This window comes from Hansschlegelia beijingensis (assembly GCF_014196425.1).
GTDB lineage: Bacteria > Pseudomonadota > Alphaproteobacteria > Rhizobiales > Methylopilaceae > Methylopila > Methylopila beijingensis.
This window is the reverse complement of the sequence record NZ_JACIDR010000001.1, coordinates 633657-658462: the sequence shown is the minus strand read 5'-3', so window position 1 is coordinate 658462 and position 24806 is coordinate 633657. Positions and strand designations below refer to the sequence as shown.

Sequence of the window (24806 nt, the reverse complement as noted above, 5' to 3'; positions counted from 1 at the left end):
CTGCAAGCGCGGCGCTGCTGAAAGGCGCGGTCCCGGGCGGGCGAGGGAGAGGCGGCCCGCCCGGGCGCGAATGCGAAGCGGCGGACGGTCGGGGGGAGGTCCGTCCGCCGCTCGCAGTCAGGTCCCGTCGGCCGCGGGGGGTCGGCCGGGCGGGACCTGTCGGCAGAGCCTCAGCTCTTGCCGATCTCGATCGCCACGAAGCGCGTGGCGTCGCTGCGCTTGATGAGCAGAAGCACGGACTTCTTGCCCTCCTTCTGCGCAGCGTCGAGCTGGGAGGTGACGTCAGAGACGCTCGACACGTCCTTGCCGCCGACCCGCAGGATCACGTCGCCCGCCTCGAGCTTGCCCGCTGCGGCCCCGTCCTCGTCGACATTGGTGACGACAAGGCCCTGGTCGCCCGCGCCCGCCATCTTGCTGGCCGGCGTGACCTCGATGCCGAGCTTGACCTTTGAGCCGGAGGCGTCGTCGTCGCTCTGGTCGAGCGCAGCCTGCTTGGGCTCTTCGGGCAGCGTGCCCAGCTTGAGCGTCTTGGTCTCTTCCTTGCCGTCGCGCCAGATGGTGAGCGTGACTTCCTTGCCCGGGTCCATCGAGGCGATCTTGCGCGACAGGTCACGCGCGCTGCCGATCTCCTCGCCATCCACCTTGAGGATGGTGTCGCCGGACTTGAGGCCAGCCTTCTCGCCGGGGGTGCCCTTCTGGGCCTCCGCGACGAGCGCGCCCTGCGCCTTCTTCAGGCCGAGGCTCTCGGCGATCTCATCCGTCACCGGCTGGATCTGCACGCCGATATAGCCGCGGGCGATCGTGCCGCCGGTCTTGAGCTTCTCGACGATGCCGGTCGCGACTTCCGACGGGATCGAGAACGCGATGCCGACATTGCCGCCGGACGGCGAGTAGATCGCGGTGTTCACGCCGACCACTTCGCCCCGGAGGTTGAAGGTCGGGCCGCCGGAGTTGCCGCGGTTCACCGCCGCGTCGATCTGCAGGAAGTCGTCATACGGGCCGGCGCCGATGTCGCGGCCGCGCGCCGAGACGATGCCGGCCGTGACCGAGCCGCCGAGACCGAACGGGTTGCCGACCGCGATCACCCAGTCGCCGACGCGGGGACCGTCCTTGGCGAACTTCACATAGGGGAAGTCCTTCTTGTCGCCCTCGACCTTGAGCAGCGCGAGGTCGGTGCGCGGATCAGTGCCGACGACCTTCGCCTTGTAGGTGGTGTCGTCGTCGGGCTTGAGCTCGACTTCCTTGGCGCCCTGCACGACGTGGTTGTTGGTCACCACGTAGCCGTCGGACGAGATGAAGAAGCCGGAGCCCTGCGCCATGCCGCGATGCTGCCGCGGCTTGCCGCCCTGGCCCTGGCCGAACTCCCTGAAGAACTTCTTCAGCGGATGATCGTTGGGAAGCTGGTCGAGGCCGGGCACGCCGGGCATGCCGCCGGCGCTGGCCTCGTCGTCGGTCGCGATGTTCTTGACGCGGACGCTGACGACCGCGGGCTTAACGCGGTCCACGACCTCGGCGAAGCTCGGCAGAGCCGGGCCGGCCTGAGGCTGGATGGCGGAGGCGGTGTCGGCGTGAGCCGGCGCGACATAAGAGGTGAGCGCCTGCCCGCCGAGCGCGCCCGCGACGCCGAGCGCCAGCGCCGAGGCGATGACCGTCCTGCGGCGCCGAGCGAGGAAGCCGCTGCCGGTATCCGACGGCCTTCTGGGTTCAATCGTCATTCGTGTGATCTCCAGGCGGAAAGGTCCTGAGCCCCATATGGGCGGTTGATGCGGAGATTCACGTATTCGGCCTTACGGCTGTCTGACTGCGGCGTGAAATTTCGTTAAGGCTCCGGGCCGGCGCGTCAGCCCTTGGCGCCGGGCCCGGCCTCGCGCGCCAGAAGCGCCTCCACCCTGACACGCTCCTCCTCGGTCAGACCCTGCGCGGCGGCCGTGCGGCGGCGCGCCCGGAACGCCCAGATGGCGTAGCCGGCGAGGCCGAGAACGAGGATCGCGGGCGCAAAACCCCAGAGCAGCAGCGTCTCGCCCCGCAGCCGCGGGCGCAGCAGGACGAACTCGCCATAGCGCTCGGTGAGGAAGGCCAGCACCTGCTTGTCGTCGTCGCCCGCCCTGATGCGCTCGCGGACGAGCAGCCGCAGATCCTTCGCGAGCGGAGCGTCTGAATCGTCGATCGACTGGTTCTGGCAAACCATGCAGCGCAGCTCGGCGCTGATCTCCCGCGCCCGCGCCTCCTGGGCCGGGTCCGGCAGCTGCTCGCCCGGGTTTACCGCGAGCGCCGGCGCGGCGAGCAGCGCGAGGGCGAGCGCCGCCGCCGAAAGCCGCCCGCTCCGCCGGCGCGGCCTCATTCGGCGGGCTGCAGCGCGGGCGCCGGGCGCGCGGCCTTGCGCGGGGCCCCGACCCTGAGGCGCCGGTCGGCGAGCGACAGCAGCCCGCCGAGGCTCATGATGACCGAGCCGAGCCAGATCAGCACGACCAGCGGCTTGTAATGCAGCCGCAGCCCGGTCTGTCCGTCGTCGCGCTCTTCCGCCATCGAGGCGTAGAGCTGCGAGAAGCCGAAGGTGGCGATGCTCGATTCCGACAGGTCCATATTGCGCGCGAGATAGAGCCTGCGGCCCGGCTCGAGCGTCGCGATCACCTTGCCGTCCTCCCGCACCGTGAGCGCGGCGATGGTCGAGCGATAGTTCGGACCTTTGCGCTGCGACACGCCGTCGAAGGTGAGCTCCATGCCCGCGAGCTTGGCCGTCTCGCCCGGCTTGAGCGCGACGATCGACTCGCTCGACCAGGCCGTGGCGGCCACGATGCCGAGCAGCGTCACGCCGACGCCCGCATGGGCGAGCGCCGCGCCCCAAGCCGAGCTCGGCAGGCCGCGCGCGCGCCGAAGGCTTTCGGCCAACGGCGCCCGGAACAGCTTGGTGCGCTCCTGGATCTCGGCGAAAGCGCCCACCATGGCGAACAGCGCGACGCCGACCCCGAGGGGCGCGAGCGTCGGTCCGCCGCGCAGGAAGCCCGCGACCAGCGCCGTTCCGAGGATCGCCACGCCGAACGCGAAGGTCAGGCCCTGGGCGGCCCGCAGCGCGTCGCCTCGCTTCCAGGCGAGCAGCGGGGCGAACGGCATGACCATCAGCACCGGCAGCATGATCGGGCCGAAGGTCATGTTGAAGAAGGGCGGTCCGACCGAGATCTTCTCGCCCGTGAAGGCTTCGAGCGCGAGCGGGTAGAGCGTGCCGATGAACACCGCCGCGCAGGCCGCCGTCAGGAAGATGTTGTTCATCACCAGCGCGCCTTCGCGGCTGACCGGCGCGAACAGGCCGCCCTGCTTCAGGACCGGGGCGCGGAAGGCGTAGAGCGTCAGGCTGCCGCCGACGAACACGCTGAGGATGAGCAGGATCGCGACGCCGCGGGCGGGATCCACCGCGAAGGCGTGCACCGAGGTGAGCACGCCCGAGCGCACCAGGAAGGTGCCGAGCAGCGACAGCGCGAAGGTCAGCAGCGCGAGCAGGATCGTCCAGACCTTGAGCGCCTCGCGCTTCTCCATCACCACCGCGGAGTGCAGCAGCGCGGTCCCGGACAGCCACGGCATCAGGGAGGCGTTCTCGACCGGGTCCCAGAACCAGAAGCCGCCCCAGCCGAGCTCGTAATAGGCCCAGTAGGAGCCCATTGCGATGCCGAGCGTCAGGAACAGCCAGGCGGTGAGCGTCCAGGGCCGGACCCACCGCGCCCAGGCGGCGTCGACGCGGCCCTCGAGCAGCGCCGCGACCGCGAAGGAGAACGCCATCGAGAAGCCGACATAGCCGATGTAGAGCAGCGGCGGATGGATCGCGAGGCCGGGGTCCTGCAGCAGCGGATTGAGGTCCTGCCCCTCGAGCGGGGCGGGCCAGACCCGCCGGAACGGGTTCGAGGTGACGAGCACGAACAGCAGGAAGGCGACGGAGATCATCGCCTGCACGGCGAGAACGTCGGCCTTGAGCCGCAACGGGAGATTGCGCCCGAACAGCGCCACCAGCGCGCCGAACAGAACGAGGATCAGCACCCACAGCAGCAGGGAGCCCTCATGGTTCCCCCACACGCCGGAGATCTTGTAGATCAGCGGCTTGGCCGAGTGCGAGTTCTCGACGACGTTCAGCACCGAGAAGTCGGAGGTCACATAGGCGTGGGTGAGCGCCGCGAACGAGATCGCCACCAGCACGAACTGCGCGACCGCGAGCGGGCTCCCGAGGCCCATGAGCGCGGCGTCCCGTGCCCGGGCGCCCCACAGCGGCAGGGCCGCCTGCAGCAGGGCTACGGCGAGCGCGAGAACGAGCGCGTAATGTCCGGCTTCCGCGATCATTTGGGGGCCGCTCCGCCGGTTTCGGGCCGCCATTCGCCCTGGGCCTTGAGCCGATCGGCGACGTCCTTCGGCATGTAGTTCTCGTCGTGCTTGGCGAGCACCGAGTCGGCCCGGAACACGCCGTCCTGGCCGACCGAGCCTTCCGTGACGACGCCCTGCCCCTCGCGGAACAGGTCGGGCAGCAGGCCGGTGAAGGTCACCGGCAGTTCGCTCTTCATGTCCGTGACGACGAAGTGCGTCGTCGTCCCCTCATGCCTGACGGAGCCCTGCTTGACGAGGCCGCCGAGCCGGAGCCTCGCTCCGGGCGCCTCGGCGCGCGCGGCGATCTCGCTCGGGGTGCGGAAGAACACCAGCGTGTCGCTGAAGGCGTTGAGTATCAGCGCGGTCGCGGCGGCGAGCACCACGCCGACGACCGCCAGCAGCGCCAGCCTTCGCCGTTTGCGGGCGCCCGCGCGCCGGCGCGGAGACGGAAAGGAAGGAGCGGCGTCGATCGTCATTCCTGAACCCTCTACGCGCCTCTGCCCTCGAGACCAAGCCCCAGCGCCAGCGCATCGAGCCGCGCGGCCGCCCGGCCGTCGCCGGAGAACTTCGCCCTCGCCTGCTCGATCGCGGCCCTCGCCTTGTCCGTGTCGCCGAGCACCGCGCGCGCTCTCGCCAGCCTCAGCCACTCGCCGAGGTCGCCGCCCTCCCCGGCCAGCCGGTCGCCCAGGGCGTCGACCATCTCCCGCACCTTGGCCATGCGCTGCTCTGGCGTCTTGAGCGCCTCGGCCTCCGCTCCCGTCGGCAGCGGCAGCGGCGGAACCTCGGCCATGCGCTGCAGCTCGTCCTTCAGCGCGCCCAGATAGGGCGCGTCCTTGGGCGCGCGCTCCATCAGGGTCTTGAGCCGGGCGAGCGCGGCCGGCAGGTCGCCGTCCTGCTGCGCGGCCCGCGCCAGATAGAGCGAGCCCTTGATCGACGGCGCGTCCCCCTCGACGGACCGCTCGAACGCGATTCGGGCGTCCTGCGTGACCACGCCCTCCGCGGCCGCGAACAGCGCCTCGCCGAGATTGGCCTGCCGGTCCGGCGTGGAGCCCAGCAGTCTGATCACGTTGCGGTAGGCGCCGGCGGCGTCGTCGGCCCGTCCCATGCCGAGGTAGATCGGCGCGATCACCTCCCAGCCGCGGCCGTCGTCGGGGTTCTTGGCGAGCGCCGCCTCGACGCGCGAAACCATGTCGGCGACGCGGCTCACGTCCGGCGCCTGCTTCGCCCGGGCTGCGAGCGGCTGATCCGGAACGCCGGGACTGCCGAGGACCGCGTAGCCGCCGAGCGAGACCAGCGGCAATCCGACCAGAGCGATCACGGCGGCGGCGCGGCGGCGGCGCACGCTCGGCGCGGCCTCGGCCTCCAGGCCGCCCCGGTCGGAGGCTGCGATCAGCCGGCGCGCGACCTCGACCCGGGCGCTGTCGGCGTCGCGCTCGTCGATCAGCCCCCGCGCGCGATCACGGGCGATCTCGTCGATCTGGTCGCGATACACCGCGACGTCCGCCTCGGCGGCGTCGGCGGGAACCTCGCGCCGACGCGCCAGCGAGCCCAGCACGACGAAGACCGCCGCGCCGGTCATCAGCGCGACCGTCAGCCAGAGAGCCGTCATTGGTCCGTTTCCTTCCGGGGCGTGACATAGCGGGCCCACGCCGCGAGGTGAAGGGACACGCCGTCGCGCGAAGGCCGCAGGGGCGGTGAAATCGTCGTGGGCGGGCTGAACCCGGCGCCGCAACGCATTATACGGGTTGAAGGCTCATTCCCTCCCCCGCGGGACCCTTGCTCCGAAGCGCCCTCGCCACGCTGCCTCTCCTGCGTCTGACGCAGCGCTCCGCTGAGAATCCGGCGGCGCGCCGGCCGACGCTGCGAGCGTCCTACGACGTCATCGTGATCGGCGGCGGCGTGCGCGCGCTTGCGATCGCGCGCTCCTGCGCGGCGAACGGGGCGGCGGTCGCGCTGCTCGCGCCCGGCGAGATCGCGGCTGCGCCCGACGAGCGGGCCTGGCCCGTCGTACGGTCCGCCCATGGCGACCGGCTGCGGCTCGCGGTCGAGGCGCGCGCGCCGAAGCGGGTGCTGCGCCTGATCTCGCGATTGCCCACACGCGTCCCGCGGCAGGTGACCGGATGCCTGGCCCTGTCGGGAGGCGCCGAGACCGTGGAGGCGCTGACAGCCGTCGCGGCCCAGGCCAAGGCAGCGCGCGTCGACGCCTGGATGGTGCCGGCCCGCGAGGTCGCGGCCCTCAGCCCGCCGCTCGCCGGCGGTCGCGCCCTGGCCCCCGCGCTGCACGAGCAGCGCGCCGTCACGCTGGATGCGGACGCGCTCGCGCTGGCGCTCGCGACCGCGATCGCGGAGGCAGGGGTCGATCTGTTTCCGTTCACGCAGGTCTCGGCGCTCGATCGGGAAGACGGCGAGGTGCGCGGGGTCGTCCTCGGCGACGCCGTCGTCGCGGCCGGCGCCGTCGTGCTGGCCGACGATCTCTCGGCGATCCGTCTCGTGCGTGAAGGCAAGGGCCGGCTGTCGCTGAAGCGCGAGGAAAGGCTGTCGCTGACCACCGAACCCGGCGCGCCCTACATCGGGCCGGCGCTGATCGCCGGCGACGTGACGCTGTCGCGCGACCCGGCCGGCGTGCTGACGACCTCCGGTCCGATCGACGCGCTGGCGGAGCGGCTGGTCAGGCTGGCGCCGTCGCTCTCGGGGCTCTCGGTCGCGGCCGAGGAGCCCGTGACGGTCTGGACCGGGATCGACGGTCGTGCCCAGGTCGGGGCCGCGGACATTCCGGGGCTCTGGCTCGCGCTCGGCTTCGGCCGCGACCCGCTTTCGGCGGCCGGCGCGGCCGCACGGCAGATCGCAGGGCTGCTGTTCGATCGCCGGGTGGACCCCGCCTTCGAGCCGTTCGCCCCGACCCGTCGCCCCGCGGCGCGCGAAAGGGAGCTCTCGCGATGAGCGGTCCTCGCCGGCTGCCGGCGCCTCCGGCCGGTTTCGGCGTCGAGCTCGACGCGGCGGAGCCGGCGAGCTTCCGCTTCGCGGGCCGCCAGCACACCGGCTGTTACGGCGACACGCTGGCGAGCGGCCTGCTGGCGGCGGGCGTGCCCGTCTGGTCGACGAGCCCGCGACTCGGCCGGCCGCGCGGCCCCATGGGGCTCGGCGTCGACGACGCCGCGCTGCTCACGGTCGGCGGCGATTCCGGCGCCTGGTCGGCCGCGGCCGCGGACGAGATCGTGCTGCGGGAGGCGATGAGCGCGCGCCGCGCGGTTGCGGCGGGCGCCGATCCGGCCGGTCTTGCGGGCGGCCGCGCGCTGCTGCCCGCGGTCCGGCGGCTGACCGAGGCGCTGCGCCGCTCCCTGCCGCTCCCGGCGCCGCGGCTCGCCGCGACGCGCCCGCCGCCCCCGGCGCGGCGCGAGACCTGCGATCTCGTGGTGATCGGCGCCGGCCTCGCGGGGCTCGCCGCAGCCGCCGCCGCGCGCGCGGCCGGCCTCGACGTCCGCGTCGTGGAGGCTTCAAGGCGCGCCGGCGGCGTCGCGGATCTGTTCGACGGCCAGATCGACGGCCTCTCGCTCAAGGTCTGGACCGACGCCGAAGCCGCCGCGCTCGGCGGCGCGCTCGCCCTCAACTCGACCGCCATCTCGATCGGCGCGGACGGCGCGGTGACGGTCGTCGAACGGACCGACGCCAGCCGGCCGAGCGAAATCGCGGTCCGGGCGCTCTCGCCCGGCGCGATCGTGCTCGCGACCGGATACCGCGAACGTCCGCTGATCTTCGCCGACAACGACCGGCCCGGCGTGGTGCTGTCCTGCGCCGCGCGTGCGCTGCTGCGCCGGCAGGCGATCGCCCCGGGCGAGCGGGTGGTGGTCGCGACCACCTCCGACGACGGCTACCGCACCGCGATCGATCTCAGGCGGGCCGGGGTCGAGGTCGGTCTCGTGCTCGACGCCCGGGACAACCCGCAGGGGCCTGCGGTCGATCTCGCAAAGGCGCTCGGGGTCCCGCTGAGCCTGTTCTCGGTCGTGACCGGCGTCGAATACGACCCGGCGCGGGGCGGGCTCTGCGAGGTGCGGGCGCAGAACCGCTTCGGCGAGGGCGTCTCGGCCGGCGCCCGGACGCTCGAGGCGGACGCGCTGGTGGTGTCGGGCGGGTTCGCGCCGCGCGATGAACTGGCGCGGCGCTGCGGCCTGACCGAAGCGGAGGGGCTGTTCGTCGCTCACACGGGGCCGGACGCGGCCGATGCGGTCGCCGGCGGCTGGGCCGCCGGAGCGGCGGCCGCGCGCCGCCTCGGCGCGGAGCCGACCGCCGCCGCCCCGAACGTGGACGCCGCCAGGGACGAACCGGACGACGGCGTCGCCGGCTATCTGGAGCGGCTCGACCCGGCGCGCGCCGGCACGGCCTTCGTGGACATCGGCGCCGACGTCACCGCCGCGGACGTCTATGCGGCGGCCGAAGCGGCGGTGACCCCCGGGCCGGGGGCTCTGGCGCGGCGACTGGGGCTCGGCGGCGGGCTCGACGGCGGCCGGCTCTCGGCCGACCTTCCCGCCCGGCTGTTCGCCACGATCGGCGCCGGCAGGCCGCCCGCGCCCTCGCCCGGGCGCCCGACGGTCGGACTGCTCGCCGCGCGCGCCACGGCCCCCTTCAAGGCCGACCGGGCGTGACCTCGATCTGAGGAGAAGAGCCCGACGGCGTCACGCCGCGGGGAGTTCGAGCTCGCAGCGCAGCCCGCCGGAGGCGGATTCCCCGAGCTGAAGCCGGCCGCCATACATGGCGGCGAGGTCGCTGACGATCGCGAGGCCGAGCCCCGAGCCCGGCTTGCTCTCGTCGAGCCTTCGCCCGCGCCGCAGCACGTCTTCGCGCTGGTCGGCGCCGAGGCCCGGACCGTCGTCCTCGATCACCACGCGCAGCGTCGGGCGGCCGCGCGCCGCCCCCGCCTCGGCCGAGAGCGTCACGCGCGTCCGCGCCCATTTGCAGGCGTTGTCCACCAGGTTGCCGACCATCTCGTCGAGATCCTGCCGTTCGCCCCGGAACCGCAGATCCGCCGGCGCGGAGGCCTCGACGATGAGCTCACGCTCGCGGTGCACCTTCTGCATCGTGCGGGCGAGCGCCTCGAGCGCGGGCTTCACCTCGGCGGTCTCGCCCGTGAAGGCGACGCCGGCGGAGAGCCGGGCCCGTTCGAGGTGGTGGTCGATCTGGCGGCGCATGACGAGCGCCTGCTCGCGGACCTTCTCGGCGAAGCCGCCCTCGCCCGCATGCGCCTCGTTGGCGATGACCGAGAGCGGCGTCTTCAGCCCGTGCGCGAGGTTGCCGACATGGGTGCGGGCGCGCTCGACGATCTCGCGATTCGATTCAAGCAGCGCGTTGAGCTCGCCCACCAAGGGCGCGATCTCCTTGGGGAAATCGCCATCGAGGCTTGAGCGGCCGCCGCGCCGGATCTCGGAGAGCTGGCTCCGCATCCGCCCGAGCGGGCGCAGCCCGAACACCACCTGGAACCCGGTCGTGGCCATCAGGCCAAGCCCGAGCGCAAGGAAGCTCATCAGAAGCGCGAAGTTGAAGTCCGCGACGTCCTTGTCGATCTCGCCCGACGCCGCCCCGATCGAGATCAGGTAGCGGCCGTCCTGCCCAAGATCGATGATGCGCTCGACCATCCGGAGGCGCTGCTCCTCCGGCCCCAGCGCATAGCCCTCGCGCGTGCCAACCAGCGTCTCGCCGACGCCCAGATCGGCGAGGCGCGGCAGCTGCTCCTCGAACAGCGATTTGGAGGTCGTGGATTCCGGCGGCTCGCGATCGATGCGGGTGATCTGCCAGTACCAGCCGGAGAGCGGCAGATCGAAACGCGGCTCGCCGAAGGAGCCCGGGTCCTCCCGGCTGAAGGTGCCGTCGGCGACCGCCGCGACCAGCGTCTTGAGATAGACGTGCAGCCGCTGGTCGAAGCCGCGCTCGACCGAGCGGGTGTAGTAGGACGACAGCGTCACGCCGACGATCAGCAGGACCGCGCCGGTCCACAGCGCCGCCGAGAGGAACAGCCGGACCGCGATCGAGGCGGGCTTGCGCGAGGCGTCGGCGACGGCCGGGGCTGGCGCAGGCTCGGCGCGCGCCGCGGGCGCCGAGGCGCCGAGGCCCGCGTCGGCCGACCCCTCGGCGCCGACGCTCATGCGGCCTCGGGCGGCGCGAGCACGTAGCCCAGGCCGCGCACGGTCTGGATCACGTCGGCGCCGAGCTTCTTGCGCAGACGCCCGACGAACACCTCGATCGTGTTGGAGTCGCGGTCGAAGTCCTGGTCGTAGAGATGCTCGACAAGCTCGGTGCGCGACACCACGCGCCCCTGATGGTGCATCAGATAGGCGAGCAGCCGGTATTCGTGCGAGGTCAGCTTGACGGCCCGGCCGTCGATCGTGACGCGGCCGGCGCGGGTGTCGAGGCGCACCGGGCCACACAGCAGTTCGCTCGAGGCGTGACCGCTGGCGCGCCGCAGCAGGGCCCGCAGCCGGGCGAGGATCTCCTCCATGTGGAACGGCTTCGGCACGTAGTCGTCGGCCCCGGCGTCGAAGCCCTGGACCTTGTCCGACCAGCGGTCGCGCGCCGTCAGGATCAGCACCGGCGTGGTCTTTCCGTCGCGCCGCCACTGCTCGAGCACGCTGATCCCGTCCATCTTGGGCAGGCCGATGTCGAGCACGATGGCGTCGTAAGGCTCCGTGTCGCCGAGGAAATGCCCTTCCTCGCCGTCGAACGCGCGGTCGACGGCGTAGCCGGCCTCCTCCAGCGCGGCGGTGATCTGGCGATTGAGGTCGGGATCGTCCTCGACGACGAGCAGACGCATTGAACAGGCCTCGGGCGGTTGAGCCGCTGGTTATAGCGCTCCGGAACGGGCCGCGGTGAGAGCAGCTTCGCGCATGGTTATCTCACCCCGAGCAGATGGCCGTCGGCGGCGTCGACCCTGACGCGGGCCACCTTGCCGTCGGCGTTGAGGAGCGTGAGTTCGTAGGCGAGGCTGCCGGCGTAGGTGCACAGCCGATAGTCGATCACCTCGCCCGACCAGGCTTCGCGCGCCGAGCGCACCGCCTGCGACAGCGGGACGGCGCGCTTGGCGATAATCGCGCGGCGGGCGTCGCGGCCGGACAGGCAGTCGGTGCCGCCGGTCGGGTCGCCGCCCCGGGCGAGAGCGCGCGAGCGTTCGAGGCCCTGGAACCACGGACTTGCGGCCCGGGCCGCCGCGCGCGCCCGGTCAAGGTCGTCGCCCGGCGTCTCGCTGGCCCGCGCCGCGGCGCGGGCGCGGTCGATGTCGCGGGCGTCTTCCGACTCCCGCGGGCCGGGCCGCGGGTGGTCATCCCCGCCGCCGCCTTCCTCCGGACGCGGCCGGTCGTCGGGTCCGCGTCGGGCGTCGTCGGAACTGCGTCCGCGATCATCCGGCGGGCGGCGGAAGTCGTCGGGGCCGCGGCGGTCGTCGGGCGCGCGCGGCTGCTCGCGGGGGCCGTCGCCGCGCATGACGCGCGGGGCGTCCTCGGCGACGACGGCGACCGCCATGCCGCAGATCGCCAGAGACGCGATCAACGCTGCTGCGATGGGCCGGAACATGGTGGCGATTTCTTGGGCCTCCGCCCTGAACCCGCGATGAATGAGCGGCTGGCGCCGCGTTCCCCCGGACAGGTAAGCGACCGCCGCCGGGCGACCAGTGCGGATCAGCCCGCGGGCGGCGCGCCGGCGCGTTCGACCCGATCGAGCCGCTCGCGCAGATCGATGATCACGTCGCGCGCGCCATAGATCGATCCGAGCGCCTGCTTCAGATCGTCGATCTGGCGCTGGACTGTCTGCAGCGCGAGATCCTGGGACCGCCACCGCTCCTGATGCTCGCCGCGCGGCACGACCGCGGCCTGGGCCTCTCTCGCCTGAATCTCCAGCGCCTTGAGCATCGTCTCGACGCGGAGGAACCGGGCGTCCATGTCCTGCCGGTTGACCAGCCGGTTGTTCTCATAGGTCGCCTTGAAGTCCCCGAAGGTCGTCAGCGGCGTCGCCTCGGCGGCGTCTCGCTCGAGCCGGCGGATGGCGTCGTCGACCGGGGTCTTGGCGAGCTGGCCGCCGGCGATCACGATCGCGAGCACGACGCCCATGGCGGAGACGATCGTCGCCCACGGGGTGCGGGAGCGCTCGTCGAGCTTCGCTGCGAGCCCCGACAGCTGCGCCGAGACTTCGCCGATCCGCCCGGTGAAGAGCTGGTTGAGGTCCTGCACCCCGCGTTCCAGGCCGTAGACCCGCTGCTCCAGCGCCGCGAGCTTGGCGTCGCCGCGGACATAGGGCGCCGCGCCCCGCGGCTGGACCGCCGCGCTCATGATCGGCCGAGAGGCCGCGTGGTGGTCTCGCGGCCGTACCAGGCGTAAGCCGCGCCGACGAGCGAGACGAGGCTCGACACGGCGGTCACGGCGTCGCCTTCGGCGAGTTCGACGCCGGCGAGCCGCGCGAGCGCCACCACGAGCGGCGCGCCGGCCGCGATCAGGAGGCCGCGCAGCGTCTGGCTTTGGAGCCGCGGCACCGGCTCGAGCGCGGCGGCGATGCGCGGATCGGCCACCACCGCGTCCGCCACCCTGCGCGCCTTGGCGACCGCCTTGCCCGGGGTGGCCTCGCCCGCAACGGCGGCCTCGCGGATCACGCCTGCGGCGACGTCCGCCACAACGCTCTGCAGTTTCGACTTCGTGATCGCCTTCGACATGGCGCGACCTTTCGGCGGGAGGAGAGGAAATGCCGGCGGGCAGTCAGGCTTCGTCCAGGCTGGTCGGCCCGCCGGCGGTGATCAGGACCGGGCGCGCGGACGGCGCCGGAAAGGTCTTCGGCCAGCGGATGGCGAGCAGGCGGGACCGGGCGATCCAGGTTTCGCCGACGGCGTTGGACTGGTTGCCGCCGAGCACCCGGTAGCGGGCGGAATCCTCGCCGAGATAGAAGCCGACATGGCCGCCGCCGGACCGGGAGAACACCAGCACGGCCCCGGGCGCCGGCCGCGGCAGCGCGACGCCGAACGTCGCCCAGGCGCGCGCCTGCAACGCGTTCGCCGGCAGCGGCTCCTCGGGCAGCGCGGCGGCGATCTGGCCGTGCACGAAGGCGCCGCACCAGGGCGTGTCGTCGTCGCGATACCAGTCCGCGATCGCCTGCCCCCAGGCCAGGATGCGCGCGCTGGAACGGGGACCGGCGATCTCCGTCAGCCCGATCCAGCGCCGCGCTTCGATCAGCCATGGCGGATCGGGCGCCACGGCGCCGTTCGGGGCGCCGAGCGCCGCGAGCGTCTTCGGCCCGACGACCGCGTCCGGGACGAGCCCGCGCGTGCGCTGAAACGCCTTCAGCGCCGCGATGGTGCGGCGGCCCCAGACGCCGTCGCGCGGGCCCGGATCGAAGCCGAGCGCGTGGAGCCGCCGCTGGAGGTCCAGCACGTTCATGGAAGGTCTCCGGTGCGAGAGATGCCGATGGAGGGCCGCGCGGGGCCGCTCAGGCGTAGGCGATGATCCAGGCCTCGCCCCGCGCGCCATTGCCGCCGCGGCCGGAGGAGAAGCCGTTGCGCGCCGCGCCGCCGCCGCCGCCCGCCCCGCCCGGCGCGCCGCCGTCGCCGCCGCGGCCGCCGTTCCCGGTCGCGAAGGCGCCCCGCCTCCGCCCGAGACCCCGCCGCCCAGGATCGCGGGCAGCGAGGGTCCGGCCGCGCCGTCCGCGCCGTCGAGGCCCGCCGCGCCGCCGGCCGCGGTCTGTGAATAGAAGCCGAGGCCGGAAGCGGTGGCCCCGCTCGCCTGACCGACGCTCGGAACGTCGCCGGTCGAAATGCGGCCGCCGCCGCCCGCGCCTCCCGAATAGCGCCCGGCCCCGACCCCGCCCGCGACGGCGGCGGCCGAATAGCCTCCGGCGCCGCCCGAGATGTCGCCCGCCGGGGGCACGAAGCGGCTGCCCGCGGCGGCGCCGCCTGCGCCCGCCGCCGCGAGACCTCCGCCGCCGCCGGGCGAGGCCCCGTTGGCGAACGCCCTGAGCAGCGTCCCGAAGGTCGTGTGGCCGCCGCTCGAACCGGAGAGGCCGGCCGAGGATGCGGCGCTTTGCGCCGCGCCGCCCGCGCCGCCCGCGCCCACCACCACGGCGACGCTGGCCGGCAGATCCGCCGCGGCGAACAGGGCCTCGACCCAGGTTCCGGGCGCGCCGCCGCCGCCGCCCGCCGTCTGCGCCCCGGCCGCCCCCGTCGCGCCCGACCCGCCGCCGGCCCCGCCGCTGCACAGCATGACGCGCACCCAGTTCGCCCAGGCCGGCTTCGTCCAGGTCCCGGAGGCGGTGAACCTGTCGACCTGATGGCGCGGCGTCTGCGGCAGGCTGACGGCGCCGCTCGCAGGATCCACGGCGAGCGCCGTGGTCCACGCCGCGCCGTCCGCCGAGACTTTCAGGCTGAGCGCGTCGGAGCCCGCCAGGCCGAACTCGGCCCGTCCCGAATAGCCGTCCTGCAGCAGCAGGCTCGCGGTGTCGCCGGCGGAGGCCTTGTTGAGCTTGAGCTGCACGCCCGCGCCCGCATGGGTGAGCAGCACGGCGCCGGACGCGACCGCGAGCCGGTTGACCTCATCGGCTTCCGTCGCGACGCCGAGCCGCGCCAGCCCGTCGAGCGAGGCGAGCGCGCCGACCGCCCCGACCCACGCGCCTCCGAGATAGGCGAGCAGGACGGATTCCGCCGCCACATAGGCGAGCCAGCCGGGCTTCGGCGTGACCAACACCCAGACGCCGTCGAGGAAGGCGGCGATGTCGCCGTCATGGCCCGCCCACGCGCCGGCCGCGCCTTCCGCCACGATGTGGCGCTCGCCTTCCTCCGGATCCGGCGGAGGCGCGGTCAGCGTGCGGTCGAGCACGCCGAGCTGCACCAGCGCGTCGAGCCGCCGGAGCGCCTCGTTGACGGTGACGTGCTTCTGCGCCTGCGCGGGCGCGAGATAGCTCAGGCCGAGATGCGGGCTCTGGCTCATGGGCAGGCTCCCGAGAAGGCGGGTGAAGACGGGCGGACCCCGGACGGCTAAAGCGGCAGGGTCGCGCGGGCGGTGAGGCCCGGCCCGACGGTCGCGGAAAGCTGGCGGACCGCGATCTCGACCGCCTCAGGCGCGGCGCCGAAGTCCGCAAGCTGCTCTGCGTGCGGGTACACGGCCGACTGCGAGGAGGCCGGGATGGTCCGCACCGGGACGCCGCCGTCGAGGATCTGGACCTCGTAGGCTTCCGCGTCCTCTCCGAGCCGCACGTCGCGGATCTCGAAATCGTCGCCGCCGAGGCGAGTGCGACGGACCCAGCTCAGCGTCACGTCGCCGGCGCCCGGGTTCCGCCGCGCCCGCAGGTGGACCGGCGCAAGCGGCGTCAGGCCCCGCCCGGCCATCACGGCCTGCGCCTCGACATAGCTCGCATCGTCGCGCGGTCGGCTGACCGGCCCGACGCGCCATCTGACGAGGCGTCCCCGCTCGGTCTCGGGCGCGGCGGAAGGCGGCGTGCGCGCGTCGATCAGCACGAAGGCCGCGCCTTCCGGCGTCGGCGCGCCGATGGCGTCCTCGGTCCCGGCCTGGCCGCGCAGCAGATCCGTCAGGCGATAACGCCCGGGGCCGACCAGTTCGGCGGAGCAGAACTGCAGGACCTCCCAGGCGCCGGCGGGACCGCGCACGGCCGCGACATTGGCGCCGTTCAGCACGGCGGCCTCGCTGCGGCTTTCCAGCGTGCGGTCCGGCCCGACCTCGACCTCGAGCGCGTTGGCGCGGTCGAACCGGCCGCTGTCGTGGCGGGCGAGCGGCGCGGCGAGCCGGCCGATCACCGCCGGCTGCGGCAAGGTCTGGTCGTAGACGAAGCCGTCGCCCCCGTCGGACCGGTAGACCGCCACCGGGGTCCAGGGTCGCGCGTAAGCCGCGAGCCGCGGCGCGTGCGCCGGCTCCTCGCCGGACAGCAGCGGCAGGTCGAGGATCTCGAAGGCCGGCGCGGTCGGCCGCCCGGGCGGCGGCGGCGGGCGACGCTCGATCGCCGCCGCCTCGACGTCGCGCGCGCCGGGGTCGAAGCGCGTCGCCCTGATCGGGCGCGCATATTCCTCGCCGACGCTGTCGAGCCGCATCAGCATCGCGCGGCCCTGGGCCGTGAAGGTCACGAGGTCGCCCGGCTCGAGCGCGAGGCGGCTCGGCGGCAGCGCCCATTCGGCCCGCTCCCGCGCCACCGAGGTCTCGATCAGCATGCCGTCGGCGAGCGCCTGCGCCTCCTCGGACGGCAGCGCGAGCGGGAAGGCGGCCTCGGCGACCGCCCTGCCCTCGCCGGCGAGCCGCCGCGCCTCGACCGCGCTCTGCCGGTAGTCGGCCTCCGGGTCGATATGGGTCAGCTTGAGCGCGCGCGGCGCCTCCGAGGCCTGGCCGCGCGTCAGCCGGTAGAGCCGCTTGTCAGCGCCGGGATCGATCAGCTCCGCCGGCGTGAGCTCCGCGGCGAGCGCCGGCGCGGCGTTCGAGAAGCGCAGCGCGGCGCCGCTCGCCCGCGCCACGGCGCCATAGGCGTCGAGCAGCGGCTCGATCGCCTCGCGCGGGCTCATCACCGCGTCGAGCGCGTAGCCGCGCACCAGACCGTCGAGATCGTCGAGCGCGAGCGGCGCGCCGAGCCCGCCGCCGATGTCCGCCACCACGTCGCGCAGCGCCGCGAAGCCGAGCCGGCCGGTGAGCCAGTGGCCGAGCCGCCAGTTCTCCGCGTCGGCCCACACGTCGCGGCGCAGCGGGAAGGCGGCGTGCGGGCGCGCGTCCCAGGTCCAGACGAAGATCCGCGCCGGATCGATCATCCGCTCACCGGTCAGCGCCGAGACGGGATTGGCGCCGCTCGCCGGCGCCCAGTGCTGGAGCTGCGCGGTCAGGCAGGCGCGTTGGGCGAGGTCGTCGCGGCTTCCGCTGGAGAAATGCGGAATGGCGGATTCGGCGGACTTGGCGTCGACGAACACGTTCGGCTGGTTGGGCCCGCGGTCGACCGCCGGGCAGCCGATCTCGCAGAGCACGATCGGCTTCGACTGCGGGACCCAGGCGGTCGGCGTGGCGGCGCGGACGCCGCCCGGCCGGTCATGGTGCGGGTTCTCCCACCAGCCGCGAAAATCCTCGAAGCGGAACGCCCAGTGCTCGCCATGCGCGGTGTCGACGATCGGCGTGCGGCTTTGCGACAGCCGGTCGGCGGGACTGGCGTAGAACCAGTCGAAGCCCTCGCCGCCCTCGATGTTGGCGTCGAGATAGGCGGCGTCGCGCGGGCCCCGCCAGCCGGCCTCCGCGTCCAGATGGCCCGGGCCGTCGCGCCAGTCGGCGAGCGGCGCGTAATTGTCGACGCCGACGAAGTCGATGTTGTCGTCGGCCCACAGCGGGTCGAGGTGGAAGAACAGGTCGCCCGAGCCGTCCTGCGGGCGATGATTGGCGTATTCGGTCCAGTCCGCCGCATAGCCGATGCGGACCTCCGGCCCGAGCATGGCGCGCGCCTCGGCCGCGAGCTCCCGCAGCTTCTGGACCGCCGGATAGCTTCCGGGCGCGTCGCGCAGCCGGGTCAGGCCGACCATCTCGGAGCCGATCAGGAAGCCGTCGACGCCGCCGGCCGCGAGCGCGATCCGCGCCATGTGCAGCACGAAGCGGCGGTAGGACCATTCGTCGGGCCCGTCATAGCCGACCGTCATGGGCCCTTCGCGCCACGTGAAATCGCCGGCCGCCGCGGCCCCGAAGAATGCGTCGACCTCGGCCGCGATCGCGGTCGTCCTGTCCGGCGAGCCCGGACGCCCCGACGCGGGGATGCAGGTGATGCGGCCGCGCCAGGGATAGGCGGCCTGCTCCGGCCCGCCATAGGGATCGGGCAGGCCGTTCTCCGGCGCGACGTCCATCATCACGAACGGGTTCAGCATGACCTTGAGGCCCCGGGCCTTCAGCTCGCGGATCGCCTGGAAGACGGCGCGGTCCGCCGGAGCGCCGCCGACCGCGGGCGCGCCGTCGCGCCGGGAGACGAGCGGGACCTGATGGCGCTCGCGGCCCGACACGAGCCACTCCCAGGGCCGCGTCGGCTTCGCGACGAGCTCCGCCTTGGGGACGATCTCGCAATGGCCGACGCGCAGATCCGTGCCGTGCCAGGCGACCACCAGAGAGACGTGGCCCGCCGCAGGCGCCAGCGCCTGAAGGTCTTCGAGCGCCTCGACGAGATCGGCCCGCCCGCCCGCCACATGGGCGTTCTCGGCCCGCCAGGCGCCGAAGCCGGTCCTGCGCTCGACCACGTCGGTCGCATAGGCGAATTCGGACGCGCCGGGGATCAGCGTCACGCCGGTGACGAGATCCTCGAGCTGCGGCGCCTCCGAAGGCGGCCGGCGGATCACCTCGACGGTGATCTGCGGCACGCGGTTGCCGAAAGCCTCGAGCGGCAGCTCCTCGAACACCAGATAGGCGAGCCCGCGATAGGCCGGCGCGAAGTCCGCGCCCTCCACCGCCACGATCTTGGGGTCGGGCTGCTGGTCCCCCGTGCCGCGATGGAGCCGGATCTCGTGGGCGCCCCGGTCGAGCGGCTCGCCGTCCGCCCAGATCCGGCCGATCGCCGAGATCGGGCCCTCGCACAGGCCGACCGCGAAGCTCGCCGAATAGGCGTAGGTGGTGGTCCGGACCTTGGGGCCGCCGCCCTTGCCGCCATGGCTTTCGGTGGAGCTGGTCTCCCGGAACCGGCTCGCCCAGATCACCTGCCCGCCGATCCGCATGCGGCCATAGACGCGCATCACCGGCGCGCCTTCGGTCGAGGCGGTGATGCGCAGATCGGTGAGGCGCGGCCCCCTGGCCTTGTGGGTCGGCGCGAGCAGGCTCTGGTCGAGCGCGGCGCCCGCGAGCCCGCCCAGCGCGCCGCCGAGCGCGGCGCCCGACAGGCTCGCGCCGAGGAAGCTGAGCCCTCCGGGCAGCAGCGCCCCGCCGATCGCGGAGCCGACGGCGGTGAGCGCAAGCACGGCCATGAGAAGGGCTTTCGGGATCAGGAAGCGCGTGGGGAAGAAGGGCGTCATCCTCCGGCTTGGCCGGAGGAGTCGTTCGAGCGTCGAGCCCCGGCGGGGCATGGGTCCTCGGGCCAGGCCGGAGGACGGCGAGCTCAGCCTTGCGGGCGTCGGCTTCGGCTCAACCGGTCAAGCGCGCCGGAAACCGGAAGCGGCCGACGAGCCGGGCGCGCCAGACGTCCGGGATCGCGGTCTCGGCGACGGCGTGGCCGTCATAGGCGTGGACCATCGTGTCCGCGCCGGTCGCGATCCCGGCATGCTGCGCGGGACCGTCACGGCGCACGCGGAACAGCAGCACGTCGCCGGCCGCGACCGGGACGGGCGGCGCCGCGACCAGCCAGCGGGAGGCGGCCTCCAGCATCAGTTCCCCGGCGCCGTCCGCGGCCCAGGAGCGGCCGTAGGGCGGCGGCGGCTCGGGCTCGGGCCCGACCAGTTCGCGCCACACGCCGCGCACCACGCCGAGGCAATCGGCGCCCGCGCCCTTGAGGCTCGCCTGGTGGCGGTAGGGCGTGCCGAGCCAGGAGCGCGCGGCGGCCACCACGGCGGCGGCGTCCTGCGTCGGGCCGTGCGCACGCTCAGACAAGCCGGCCTCCGTCATTGTCGCCGTCCTCGCGGGCCGCCCCGGACAGCCAGTCATTGCCGGGCATCTGCGGGAAACCGCGGAAGTTCAGCAGGTTGGCGAAGCGCTCGCGGCAGGTCGCGAGTTGCTTGTCGCAGCCGGCCGTGACCGTGAACGCGTCGCCCACGGCGATCGGCATGGCGGGCGGCTCGGCGAGCTCCGCGAGCGCGTCCGCGTGGCGGCGCAGCTCGCAGGCCGCGCCCGAATTGGCGCCGGCCGTCCAGACGAGCCGCCCGCGGGCGAAGATCGCGCCGCGGCCCGCGAGCGCCGCGGAGGAGAAGCCGCGGGCGCCCGCCAAGCTCGCCACCTGCCCTTCGGCGCGATGCTCCGGGCGGCAGAGATCGACGCCGCAGCGGGCGTCGCCGAGGTCGGCGTCGCAGGTCCGCTGGTAGACGCGGCCCTGCGGCTGGGCCAGCGCGTGCGCCAGACTCCGGAGCTCGGCGGTGAACAGCCCGCCCTCCCGGGCGACCTCGCCGAGCGCGCCCGCGAACAGCAGCAGCCGGCTGTCGGCCGCCGACCAGTCGACCAGGAACAGCGCGACCTCCGCGCCGTCATAGAGGCCGCGGGCGAGGTCGGCCTCGCCCAGGCCGTCGTCGTCGAGCGCGCCGGCCACCTCGAGCCCGCCGACCGCGAGGCCGAGCGCGGTCTCGGCGGCGGAGGCCGTCATGCCGCTCGCGGCCCGATAGGCGAGGCCGTCGAAAGCGATGTCCTCGTCATGGTCGGTGAAGCCCATCGCGACGCCGTCGCGCCGCGTCAGCCGCCAGCAGCGGGCGAGCGTGGTGACGCCCGAGGCGAGCGCCGCCTGCAGGGGCTCGGGGATCTGGCGCATGGCGGCCCTCGTCAGCTCAGCCGGATCTCGACGAGCGGGACCGACGGCGCGGAGCCCGCCTCGAAGGCGGATAGCTCGATCTCCAGCCGGTCCGTGTCGAACCGGACCGGCACGTCGAACGCGAAGCCGGCCGTCACGGCTGCGCCCCCAGGCGGCGGCGCGTCGAGCGTCACCGCTCCGTTCACGGGATCGAGCGTGAAGGCTGTGGTCTCGACGCCCGCCACCGCGACCCTGACGGTTCCGGCGACAGGCTTTCGTATCGGCCGCCGGTAGGGATCGAACGCGGCGCCGTAGGTCTTCTGCAGCCCGAACGTCATGGTCTCGCCGTCGCCCGTCGCGAGCGGCTGGTCGGTCGCCGTGACGGCGGCCCCGGGCGCGGCGGAGGAGTGGTCGAGCGGATCGCGGAAGCGGAAGCCGATCAGCCGGCCACGCCGCTCCTCGAAGAACGCCACCACGACGGACAGCTGCGCCAGCGTGCGGACGCCGAGCCCGGCGTCCCAGCGCCGGCGCGCATGGGCCCACACCGCGTTGCGCTCCTCGAAGCCGGAGCCGAGCGTCGCGATCTCGGTCCTGCGCTCCGGTCCGCCCGTCGCGCCGCGCGCGATGTCGGTCGGGAAGCGCACCTCGTGAAAGGGGGTCATGGAGACCTCCGTCATCCCGGCCGAACGACGCGACAGCCGGGATCGTGAGCAGAAAAGGAGCGGATCGGGGCGCGACGCCGGATCAGCCCAAAGGCCGTCCGGGATGACGCGTCGACCTCACAGCCCGCGGCGGCCCCGCGCCACGGCGCGGGCGAGGGCCGCGGCCACCTGGGTCTCCGAGCGCCGGAACCCTTCGATGTCGGGCGTCGCGATGTTCACCGTCACCGGCGCGGTCGCCGCGGCCGCCGCCGGACCGCCGCGGGCCGGCGGCGGCGCGGCCCCGGGGTCAGCGAGCGCGGACGCCGCGCCGCCCGACGCCAGGACGCCCGGCGCGCTCAGCTGGCCGCCCGCGGCGAAAGGGGCGACGCCGCCGAGCAGTCCGCGCGTGAGGTTCGAGAACAGGCCGCCGAGCGCGTTCTCGACGGGCTTCAGCGCTGCGGACAGCGCGAGCGCCGAGAGCCTCGCCCCGAGACCGCGCAGCACGTCGGTCAGCGAGCGTCCCCGCACGACCCCGCCCTCCAGCGCGTCGCCGAGCGCGCGCCCGAAGCCGCGCGACAGGCGCTCGGCTTCCGTCACCTCGCGCCGGAAGGCGCTGATGTCGACGGAGACGACGATGGGATCAGCGTCCGGCATGGATGGTCTCCCGATCTGGAAAGCGCGCCATCAGGGCGGCGAGCTCGGAGCAGTTCAGCGGCGCGGCCGTCCGGCGGCCGAACATTCCCTCGGCGGCCGCCGCGATCTCCCGCGGCGTCGCGCGCCAGAAGGCGTCCGGCGAAAGCCGCAGCACGCCGAGCCCGAAGGCAGTCAGTTCGTCCCAGGGAAAGGGTTTTGGGCGCCTCCGCCGCCGCCCTCCGTCGCGCCGCCGAAGGTCGCCTCGAGAAGCTCCGCCACGGCCCGGACGAAGCCGGCCGCGCCGGCCGCGTGTGTCAGGCGCGCCACCTCGGCGTCGGCGATCTCCGCCCCGGCGCCGCGCAGGCCCGCGCCAAGAATGCGTAAAGCGTCGGACGCCGAAAGCCGGCCGCTCTCGAAGCGCTCCGCAAGCGCCGCGAGGTCGGCGACGCCGAACGCGTGCTCGAGCTCCGCGAGCGCGCCGAGCGTGAGCGCAAGGCGGTGCGGCCGGCCGTCGAACACGGCCTCGGTCTCGCCGCGGCGGCGGTTCACGGGCATCGCGATCTCCTCTGAATCCAAGCGTTCGGGGGCTAACCCCGCCACCGGCAGGTCCAGCGCGCCAGGTACCAGCCGGGCGGCGGCGCGAGCTCCCGCGCCTCCTCGGCGACGACGCAGGCCGTGAACGGCGCAGGCTGCTGCCGGCGCTCGACGCGGCAGGCGCCGGGCTCCGCCTGAAGGCAGAGCGCGACGATCAGCTCGACGACGCCCATGGCGAGTTCCTCTGCTTTTTCAAGGAACCAAGAGCCGCCGGGGACGATTGGTCCGGTAACGAACGCGTTGCGTCACCTGCCCTCCGGAGGAAGACGATGAGCAAGCTGCCCCTGGCGGTAGAAATCGCAGATGTCGCGACCGCGGCGGACGGGCCGCTGGACGTGCACGCGACCGCCGCACAACTTCACGACGCCTTTCCGGAGGCTTCGGTGAGCCGCGAAGACATCGCGGACGCGCTCGCTGCCGAGCGTGAGGCCGTCGGCCTGCCGGTGAAACCTTCCGGGACGACGTGACGGCGGCTTCGACAGCCCGCGTGCGGCCTGATCAGGCGGCCGCGAAGCTCAGCGCGCCGGCGCTCTCCAGCGCGAGGTCGTAGGCGACCTCTCCGGCGTGTTCGCCGCGAAACTCGAGCCCCGTCACCTGAAACGGGCCCTGCACGGCTCCGAAATCCGGGATGACGATCTGGAATTCGGCGATCGCGCCGTCGAACACCAGGCCGTCCGAGGCCTCGTCGCGGAACACGCCCGCGCCGGCCACGCTCGCCTTCTTGACGCCGGCGCCCGCCAGCAGCTCGCGCCAGCGGCCGGCGCTTTCGGAATGGGTGACGTCGACCGGCTCGGCGTTGAACGACAGCGAGCGCGACCGCAGCCCCGCCACGGTGACGAAGCCGCCGGCGCCGTCCGAGACCTTCAGGAGCAGGTCCTTGCCCTTCTGGATGGCCATCTTGATCCTCGTCTAGAGCGCGTCGGTGGGGGCCGCGGGCTCGGTCACCGCGCGGAAACGGATGGCGGCGCGGCGCAGGTCCCGGCCGACGAGCCGCTCGGCCTCGGTCGAGATCCAGGCGAGGTTCGCGAGCCGGACGCCGTCGAGCTCGAGCGCCGCGCCGTCGATCAGGCGGACCACGCGGTCGGCGGCCTTGAGCGCCTCCGACAGACCGCCCTGCCGTGACCAGACCTCCAGCGCGAAGGCGTGTTCGTGGGCCGGCGCCGCGTCGCCCGAGAGATCGCGCGTCTCGATCTCGGCCAGCACCAGGTAAGGCGGCGCGGCCGCGCGGGGCGGCTCGTCATAGATCCGCGCGCCGCCCAGCAGGGCGCCGAGCGCGCCGTCGCCGGCGAGACGCTGATGGACGGCGCTGCGCAGCGCCAGCGCGGAGGAGAGCTGCGTCACGGCGCGGTCTCCTCGCAGAGCAGTTCCTCGTAGCGCCCGTCCGCGTCGAGCGGGCGGACGGACAGCACGTCGAAACGCTTCTCGCGCCAGACGAGGCGGCAGCCGCCGGTGACGTCGCCGCGCGCCCGGATCGTCACCCGCCACAGACGTCTGAGGCCGGCGGCGCGGCCCTGCTCGGCCTCGGCGGCCGAGACCGGCTCCAGCGCGGCGCAGGCCTGAGCCAGCGGGGCGAAGCCGCGGACGACGCCGCCTGCGCCGTCCGGCGCGTCGGCGGGCGCCTCGATCGTCACGCGCCGCCGCAGCGCGCCCGGGCTCACAGCGAGAGGTCCCGGTAGGGCGCGAGCAGCGCCGCGACGTCGGCCGGCGGTCCCTCGGCGGGGCTGCGGCGCTCGTAGCCGTCCGCGACCAGCCGGCGCATCGCGAGCAGCAGCGACTCCGGCACGTCCTCCGGATCGCCATAGCCGCAGGCGAGCTCGATCTCGAGCGCGCCGCGGCCGGGCGGCGGGCGCAGCAGGATCAGCCGCTCCCCGGCCCAGTCGAAGCTCCAGGCGTCCGTGGGAAGCGTCTCGAAGCCGCCGTCCGGGCGGCGCAGGCGCACCGCCTCGACCTCGCGCACCGGGCGCGGCCTGAGCGGGATCGCCTCGCCGCAGGGCAGCCGGACGTCGAGCCGCCAGCGCTGCGCGATCAGAACGCGACGCGTCAGCTTTTCGACCTGCCGGGCCGCGGCCGCGATCAGGTCCTGGACCAGCGGGTCCTCGGCGTCGTGGTCGAGGCGCAGATAGGCCTTCGCGTCCGCGAGGCCGATCGGCTCGGCCTCCGGCGCGGTGAGCATCACGGCGGGCATGACGATGTCCTGAGATG

At 74.0% G+C, this 24806-nt stretch carries 26 protein-coding genes; 3 read left to right on the top strand and 23 right to left on the bottom strand.

All coding sequences use genetic code 11. The features are described 5' to 3' along the window. Positions 1-170: 170 nt before the first annotated feature. From GGR24_RS02985 to ccmI, 5 genes are all read right to left on the bottom strand, one after another. Positions 171-1715 carry a Do family serine endopeptidase gene (locus tag GGR24_RS02985; RefSeq protein WP_183393791.1) on the bottom strand — a complete coding sequence of 515 codons (1545 nt, stop codon included), beginning with the start codon at positions 1713-1715 and terminating at the stop codon, positions 171-173. Positions 1716-1840: 125 nt separating this feature from the next. After that, the gene (locus GGR24_RS02980; RefSeq protein ID WP_183393790.1) at positions 1841-2341 is read right to left on the bottom strand and encodes a cytochrome c-type biogenesis protein; all 501 of its coding nucleotides are present in this window, start codon (positions 2339-2341) and stop codon (positions 1841-1843) included. Then, a complete protein-coding gene (locus GGR24_RS02975) occupies positions 2338-4323 on the bottom strand; it encodes a heme lyase CcmF/NrfE family subunit (protein WP_183393789.1) in 1986 nt (661 codons plus the stop codon). The genes GGR24_RS02980 and GGR24_RS02975 overlap by 4 nt, the downstream gene beginning before the upstream one ends. Then, a complete protein-coding gene (gene ccmE / locus GGR24_RS02970) occupies positions 4320-4820 on the bottom strand; it encodes a cytochrome c maturation protein CcmE (RefSeq protein ID WP_183393788.1) in 501 nt (166 codons plus the stop codon). Before ccmE ends, GGR24_RS02975 begins: the two co-directional genes overlap by 4 nt. Before the next feature lie 11 nt (positions 4821-4831). Then, a complete protein-coding gene (gene ccmI / locus GGR24_RS02965; RefSeq protein WP_183393787.1) occupies positions 4832-5953 on the bottom strand; it encodes a c-type cytochrome biogenesis protein CcmI in 1122 nt (373 codons plus the stop codon). A gap of 167 nt (positions 5954-6120) precedes the next feature. On the opposite strand from ccmI, the gene GGR24_RS02960 reads away from it, so the two are divergent. Next, positions 6121-7284, top strand: a complete 1164-nt coding sequence (locus GGR24_RS02960) for an NAD(P)/FAD-dependent oxidoreductase (protein WP_183393786.1) — start codon at positions 6121-6123, stop codon at positions 7282-7284. Then, a complete protein-coding gene (locus tag GGR24_RS02955) occupies positions 7281-8984 on the top strand; it encodes an FAD-dependent oxidoreductase (protein ID WP_183393785.1) in 1704 nt (567 codons plus the stop codon). Before GGR24_RS02960 ends, GGR24_RS02955 begins: the two co-directional genes overlap by 4 nt. A gap of 30 nt (positions 8985-9014) precedes the next feature. Here the strand turns inward: GGR24_RS02955 and GGR24_RS02950 are convergent, their stop codons facing one another. The 14 genes from GGR24_RS02950 to GGR24_RS17555 all read right to left on the bottom strand — a co-directional run bounded on the left by GGR24_RS02950 (position 9015) and on the right by GGR24_RS17555 (position 22777). Next, positions 9015-10478: an ATP-binding protein gene (locus GGR24_RS02950; protein ID WP_183393784.1), complete on the bottom strand. Its 1464-nt coding sequence runs from the start codon at positions 10476-10478 to the stop codon at positions 9015-9017. Further along, complete coding sequence (locus GGR24_RS02945) at positions 10475-11143, bottom strand: response regulator transcription factor (protein WP_183393783.1); 669 nt, start codon at positions 11141-11143, stop codon at positions 10475-10477. The genes GGR24_RS02950 and GGR24_RS02945 overlap by 4 nt, the downstream gene beginning before the upstream one ends. 77 nt (positions 11144-11220) lie before the next feature. Continuing rightward, the gene (locus GGR24_RS02940) at positions 11221-11898 is read right to left on the bottom strand and encodes a PepSY domain-containing protein (RefSeq protein ID WP_183393782.1); all 678 of its coding nucleotides are present in this window, start codon (positions 11896-11898) and stop codon (positions 11221-11223) included. A gap of 104 nt (positions 11899-12002) precedes the next feature. Next, a complete protein-coding gene (locus GGR24_RS02935) occupies positions 12003-12650 on the bottom strand; it encodes a hypothetical protein (RefSeq protein WP_183393781.1) in 648 nt (215 codons plus the stop codon). Then, entirely contained in the window at positions 12647-13027 is a 381-nt protein-coding gene (locus GGR24_RS02930; RefSeq protein ID WP_183393780.1) for a hypothetical protein, read from the bottom strand. Before GGR24_RS02930 ends, GGR24_RS02935 begins: the two co-directional genes overlap by 4 nt. Before the next feature lie 43 nt (positions 13028-13070). Continuing rightward, positions 13071-15287 carry a TIGR02594 family protein gene (locus tag GGR24_RS02925; protein WP_183393779.1) on the bottom strand — a complete coding sequence of 739 codons (2217 nt, stop codon included), beginning with the start codon at positions 15285-15287 and terminating at the stop codon, positions 13071-13073. Positions 15288-15334: 47 nt separating this feature from the next. Next, positions 15335-19273 carry a baseplate multidomain protein megatron gene (locus GGR24_RS02920; RefSeq protein WP_183394453.1) on the bottom strand — a complete coding sequence of 1313 codons (3939 nt, stop codon included), beginning with the start codon at positions 19271-19273 and terminating at the stop codon, positions 15335-15337. Between the two features lie 157 nt (positions 19274-19430). Further along, a complete protein-coding gene (locus GGR24_RS02915) occupies positions 19431-19892 on the bottom strand; it encodes an NlpC/P60 family protein (RefSeq protein ID WP_246397918.1) in 462 nt (153 codons plus the stop codon). Continuing rightward, positions 19885-20757: a DUF2163 domain-containing protein gene (locus GGR24_RS02910; protein ID WP_183393777.1), complete on the bottom strand. Its 873-nt coding sequence runs from the start codon at positions 20755-20757 to the stop codon at positions 19885-19887. Before GGR24_RS02910 ends, GGR24_RS02915 begins: the two co-directional genes overlap by 8 nt. Positions 20758-20768: 11 nt before the next feature. Then, complete coding sequence (locus GGR24_RS02905; RefSeq protein WP_183393776.1) at positions 20769-21398, bottom strand: DUF2460 domain-containing protein; 630 nt, start codon at positions 21396-21398, stop codon at positions 20769-20771. A gap of 117 nt (positions 21399-21515) precedes the next feature. Continuing rightward, complete coding sequence (locus tag GGR24_RS02900; RefSeq protein WP_183393775.1) at positions 21516-22031, bottom strand: phage tail tape measure protein; 516 nt, start codon at positions 22029-22031, stop codon at positions 21516-21518. After that, positions 22018-22185: a phage tail assembly chaperone gene (locus GGR24_RS17565; RefSeq protein WP_343066172.1), complete on the bottom strand. Its 168-nt coding sequence runs from the start codon at positions 22183-22185 to the stop codon at positions 22018-22020. Before GGR24_RS17565 ends, GGR24_RS02900 begins: the two co-directional genes overlap by 14 nt. Before the next feature lie 17 nt (positions 22186-22202). Then, a complete protein-coding gene (locus tag GGR24_RS17560) occupies positions 22203-22565 on the bottom strand; it encodes a gene transfer agent family protein (protein ID WP_246397917.1) in 363 nt (120 codons plus the stop codon). A 32-nt stretch (positions 22566-22597) separates the two neighbouring features. Continuing rightward, positions 22598-22777: a hypothetical protein gene (locus GGR24_RS17555; protein WP_246397916.1), complete on the bottom strand. Its 180-nt coding sequence runs from the start codon at positions 22775-22777 to the stop codon at positions 22598-22600. A 96-nt stretch (positions 22778-22873) separates the two neighbouring features. Here GGR24_RS17555 and GGR24_RS02890 point away from each other — a divergent pair, with 96 nt between their 5' ends. After that, positions 22874-23071: a hypothetical protein gene (locus GGR24_RS02890; RefSeq protein WP_183393774.1), complete on the top strand. Its 198-nt coding sequence runs from the start codon at positions 22874-22876 to the stop codon at positions 23069-23071. A gap of 31 nt (positions 23072-23102) precedes the next feature. Here GGR24_RS02890 and GGR24_RS02885 read toward each other — a convergent pair whose 3' ends face one another. Genes GGR24_RS02885 through GGR24_RS02870 form a run of 4 tightly spaced genes read right to left on the bottom strand, consistent with a single transcriptional unit; the run spans position 23103 to position 24789 of the window. Next, a complete protein-coding gene (locus GGR24_RS02885; RefSeq protein WP_183393773.1) occupies positions 23103-23501 on the bottom strand; it encodes a phage major tail protein, TP901-1 family in 399 nt (132 codons plus the stop codon). Between the two features lie 12 nt (positions 23502-23513). Then, positions 23514-23945 (bottom strand): tail completion protein gp17, encoded by a 432-nt coding sequence (locus GGR24_RS02880; RefSeq protein WP_183393772.1) that lies wholly within the window; start codon positions 23943-23945, stop codon positions 23514-23516. Then, on the bottom strand, positions 23942-24262 hold the full coding sequence (locus tag GGR24_RS02875; protein WP_343066171.1) for a phage head closure protein: 321 nt from the start codon (positions 24260-24262) through the stop codon (positions 23942-23944). The genes GGR24_RS02880 and GGR24_RS02875 overlap by 4 nt, the downstream gene beginning before the upstream one ends. Next, positions 24259-24789 (bottom strand): head-tail connector protein, encoded by a 531-nt coding sequence (locus GGR24_RS02870; protein ID WP_183393771.1) that lies wholly within the window; start codon positions 24787-24789, stop codon positions 24259-24261. Before GGR24_RS02870 ends, GGR24_RS02875 begins: the two co-directional genes overlap by 4 nt. Between the last annotated feature and the right edge of the window lie 17 nt (positions 24790-24806).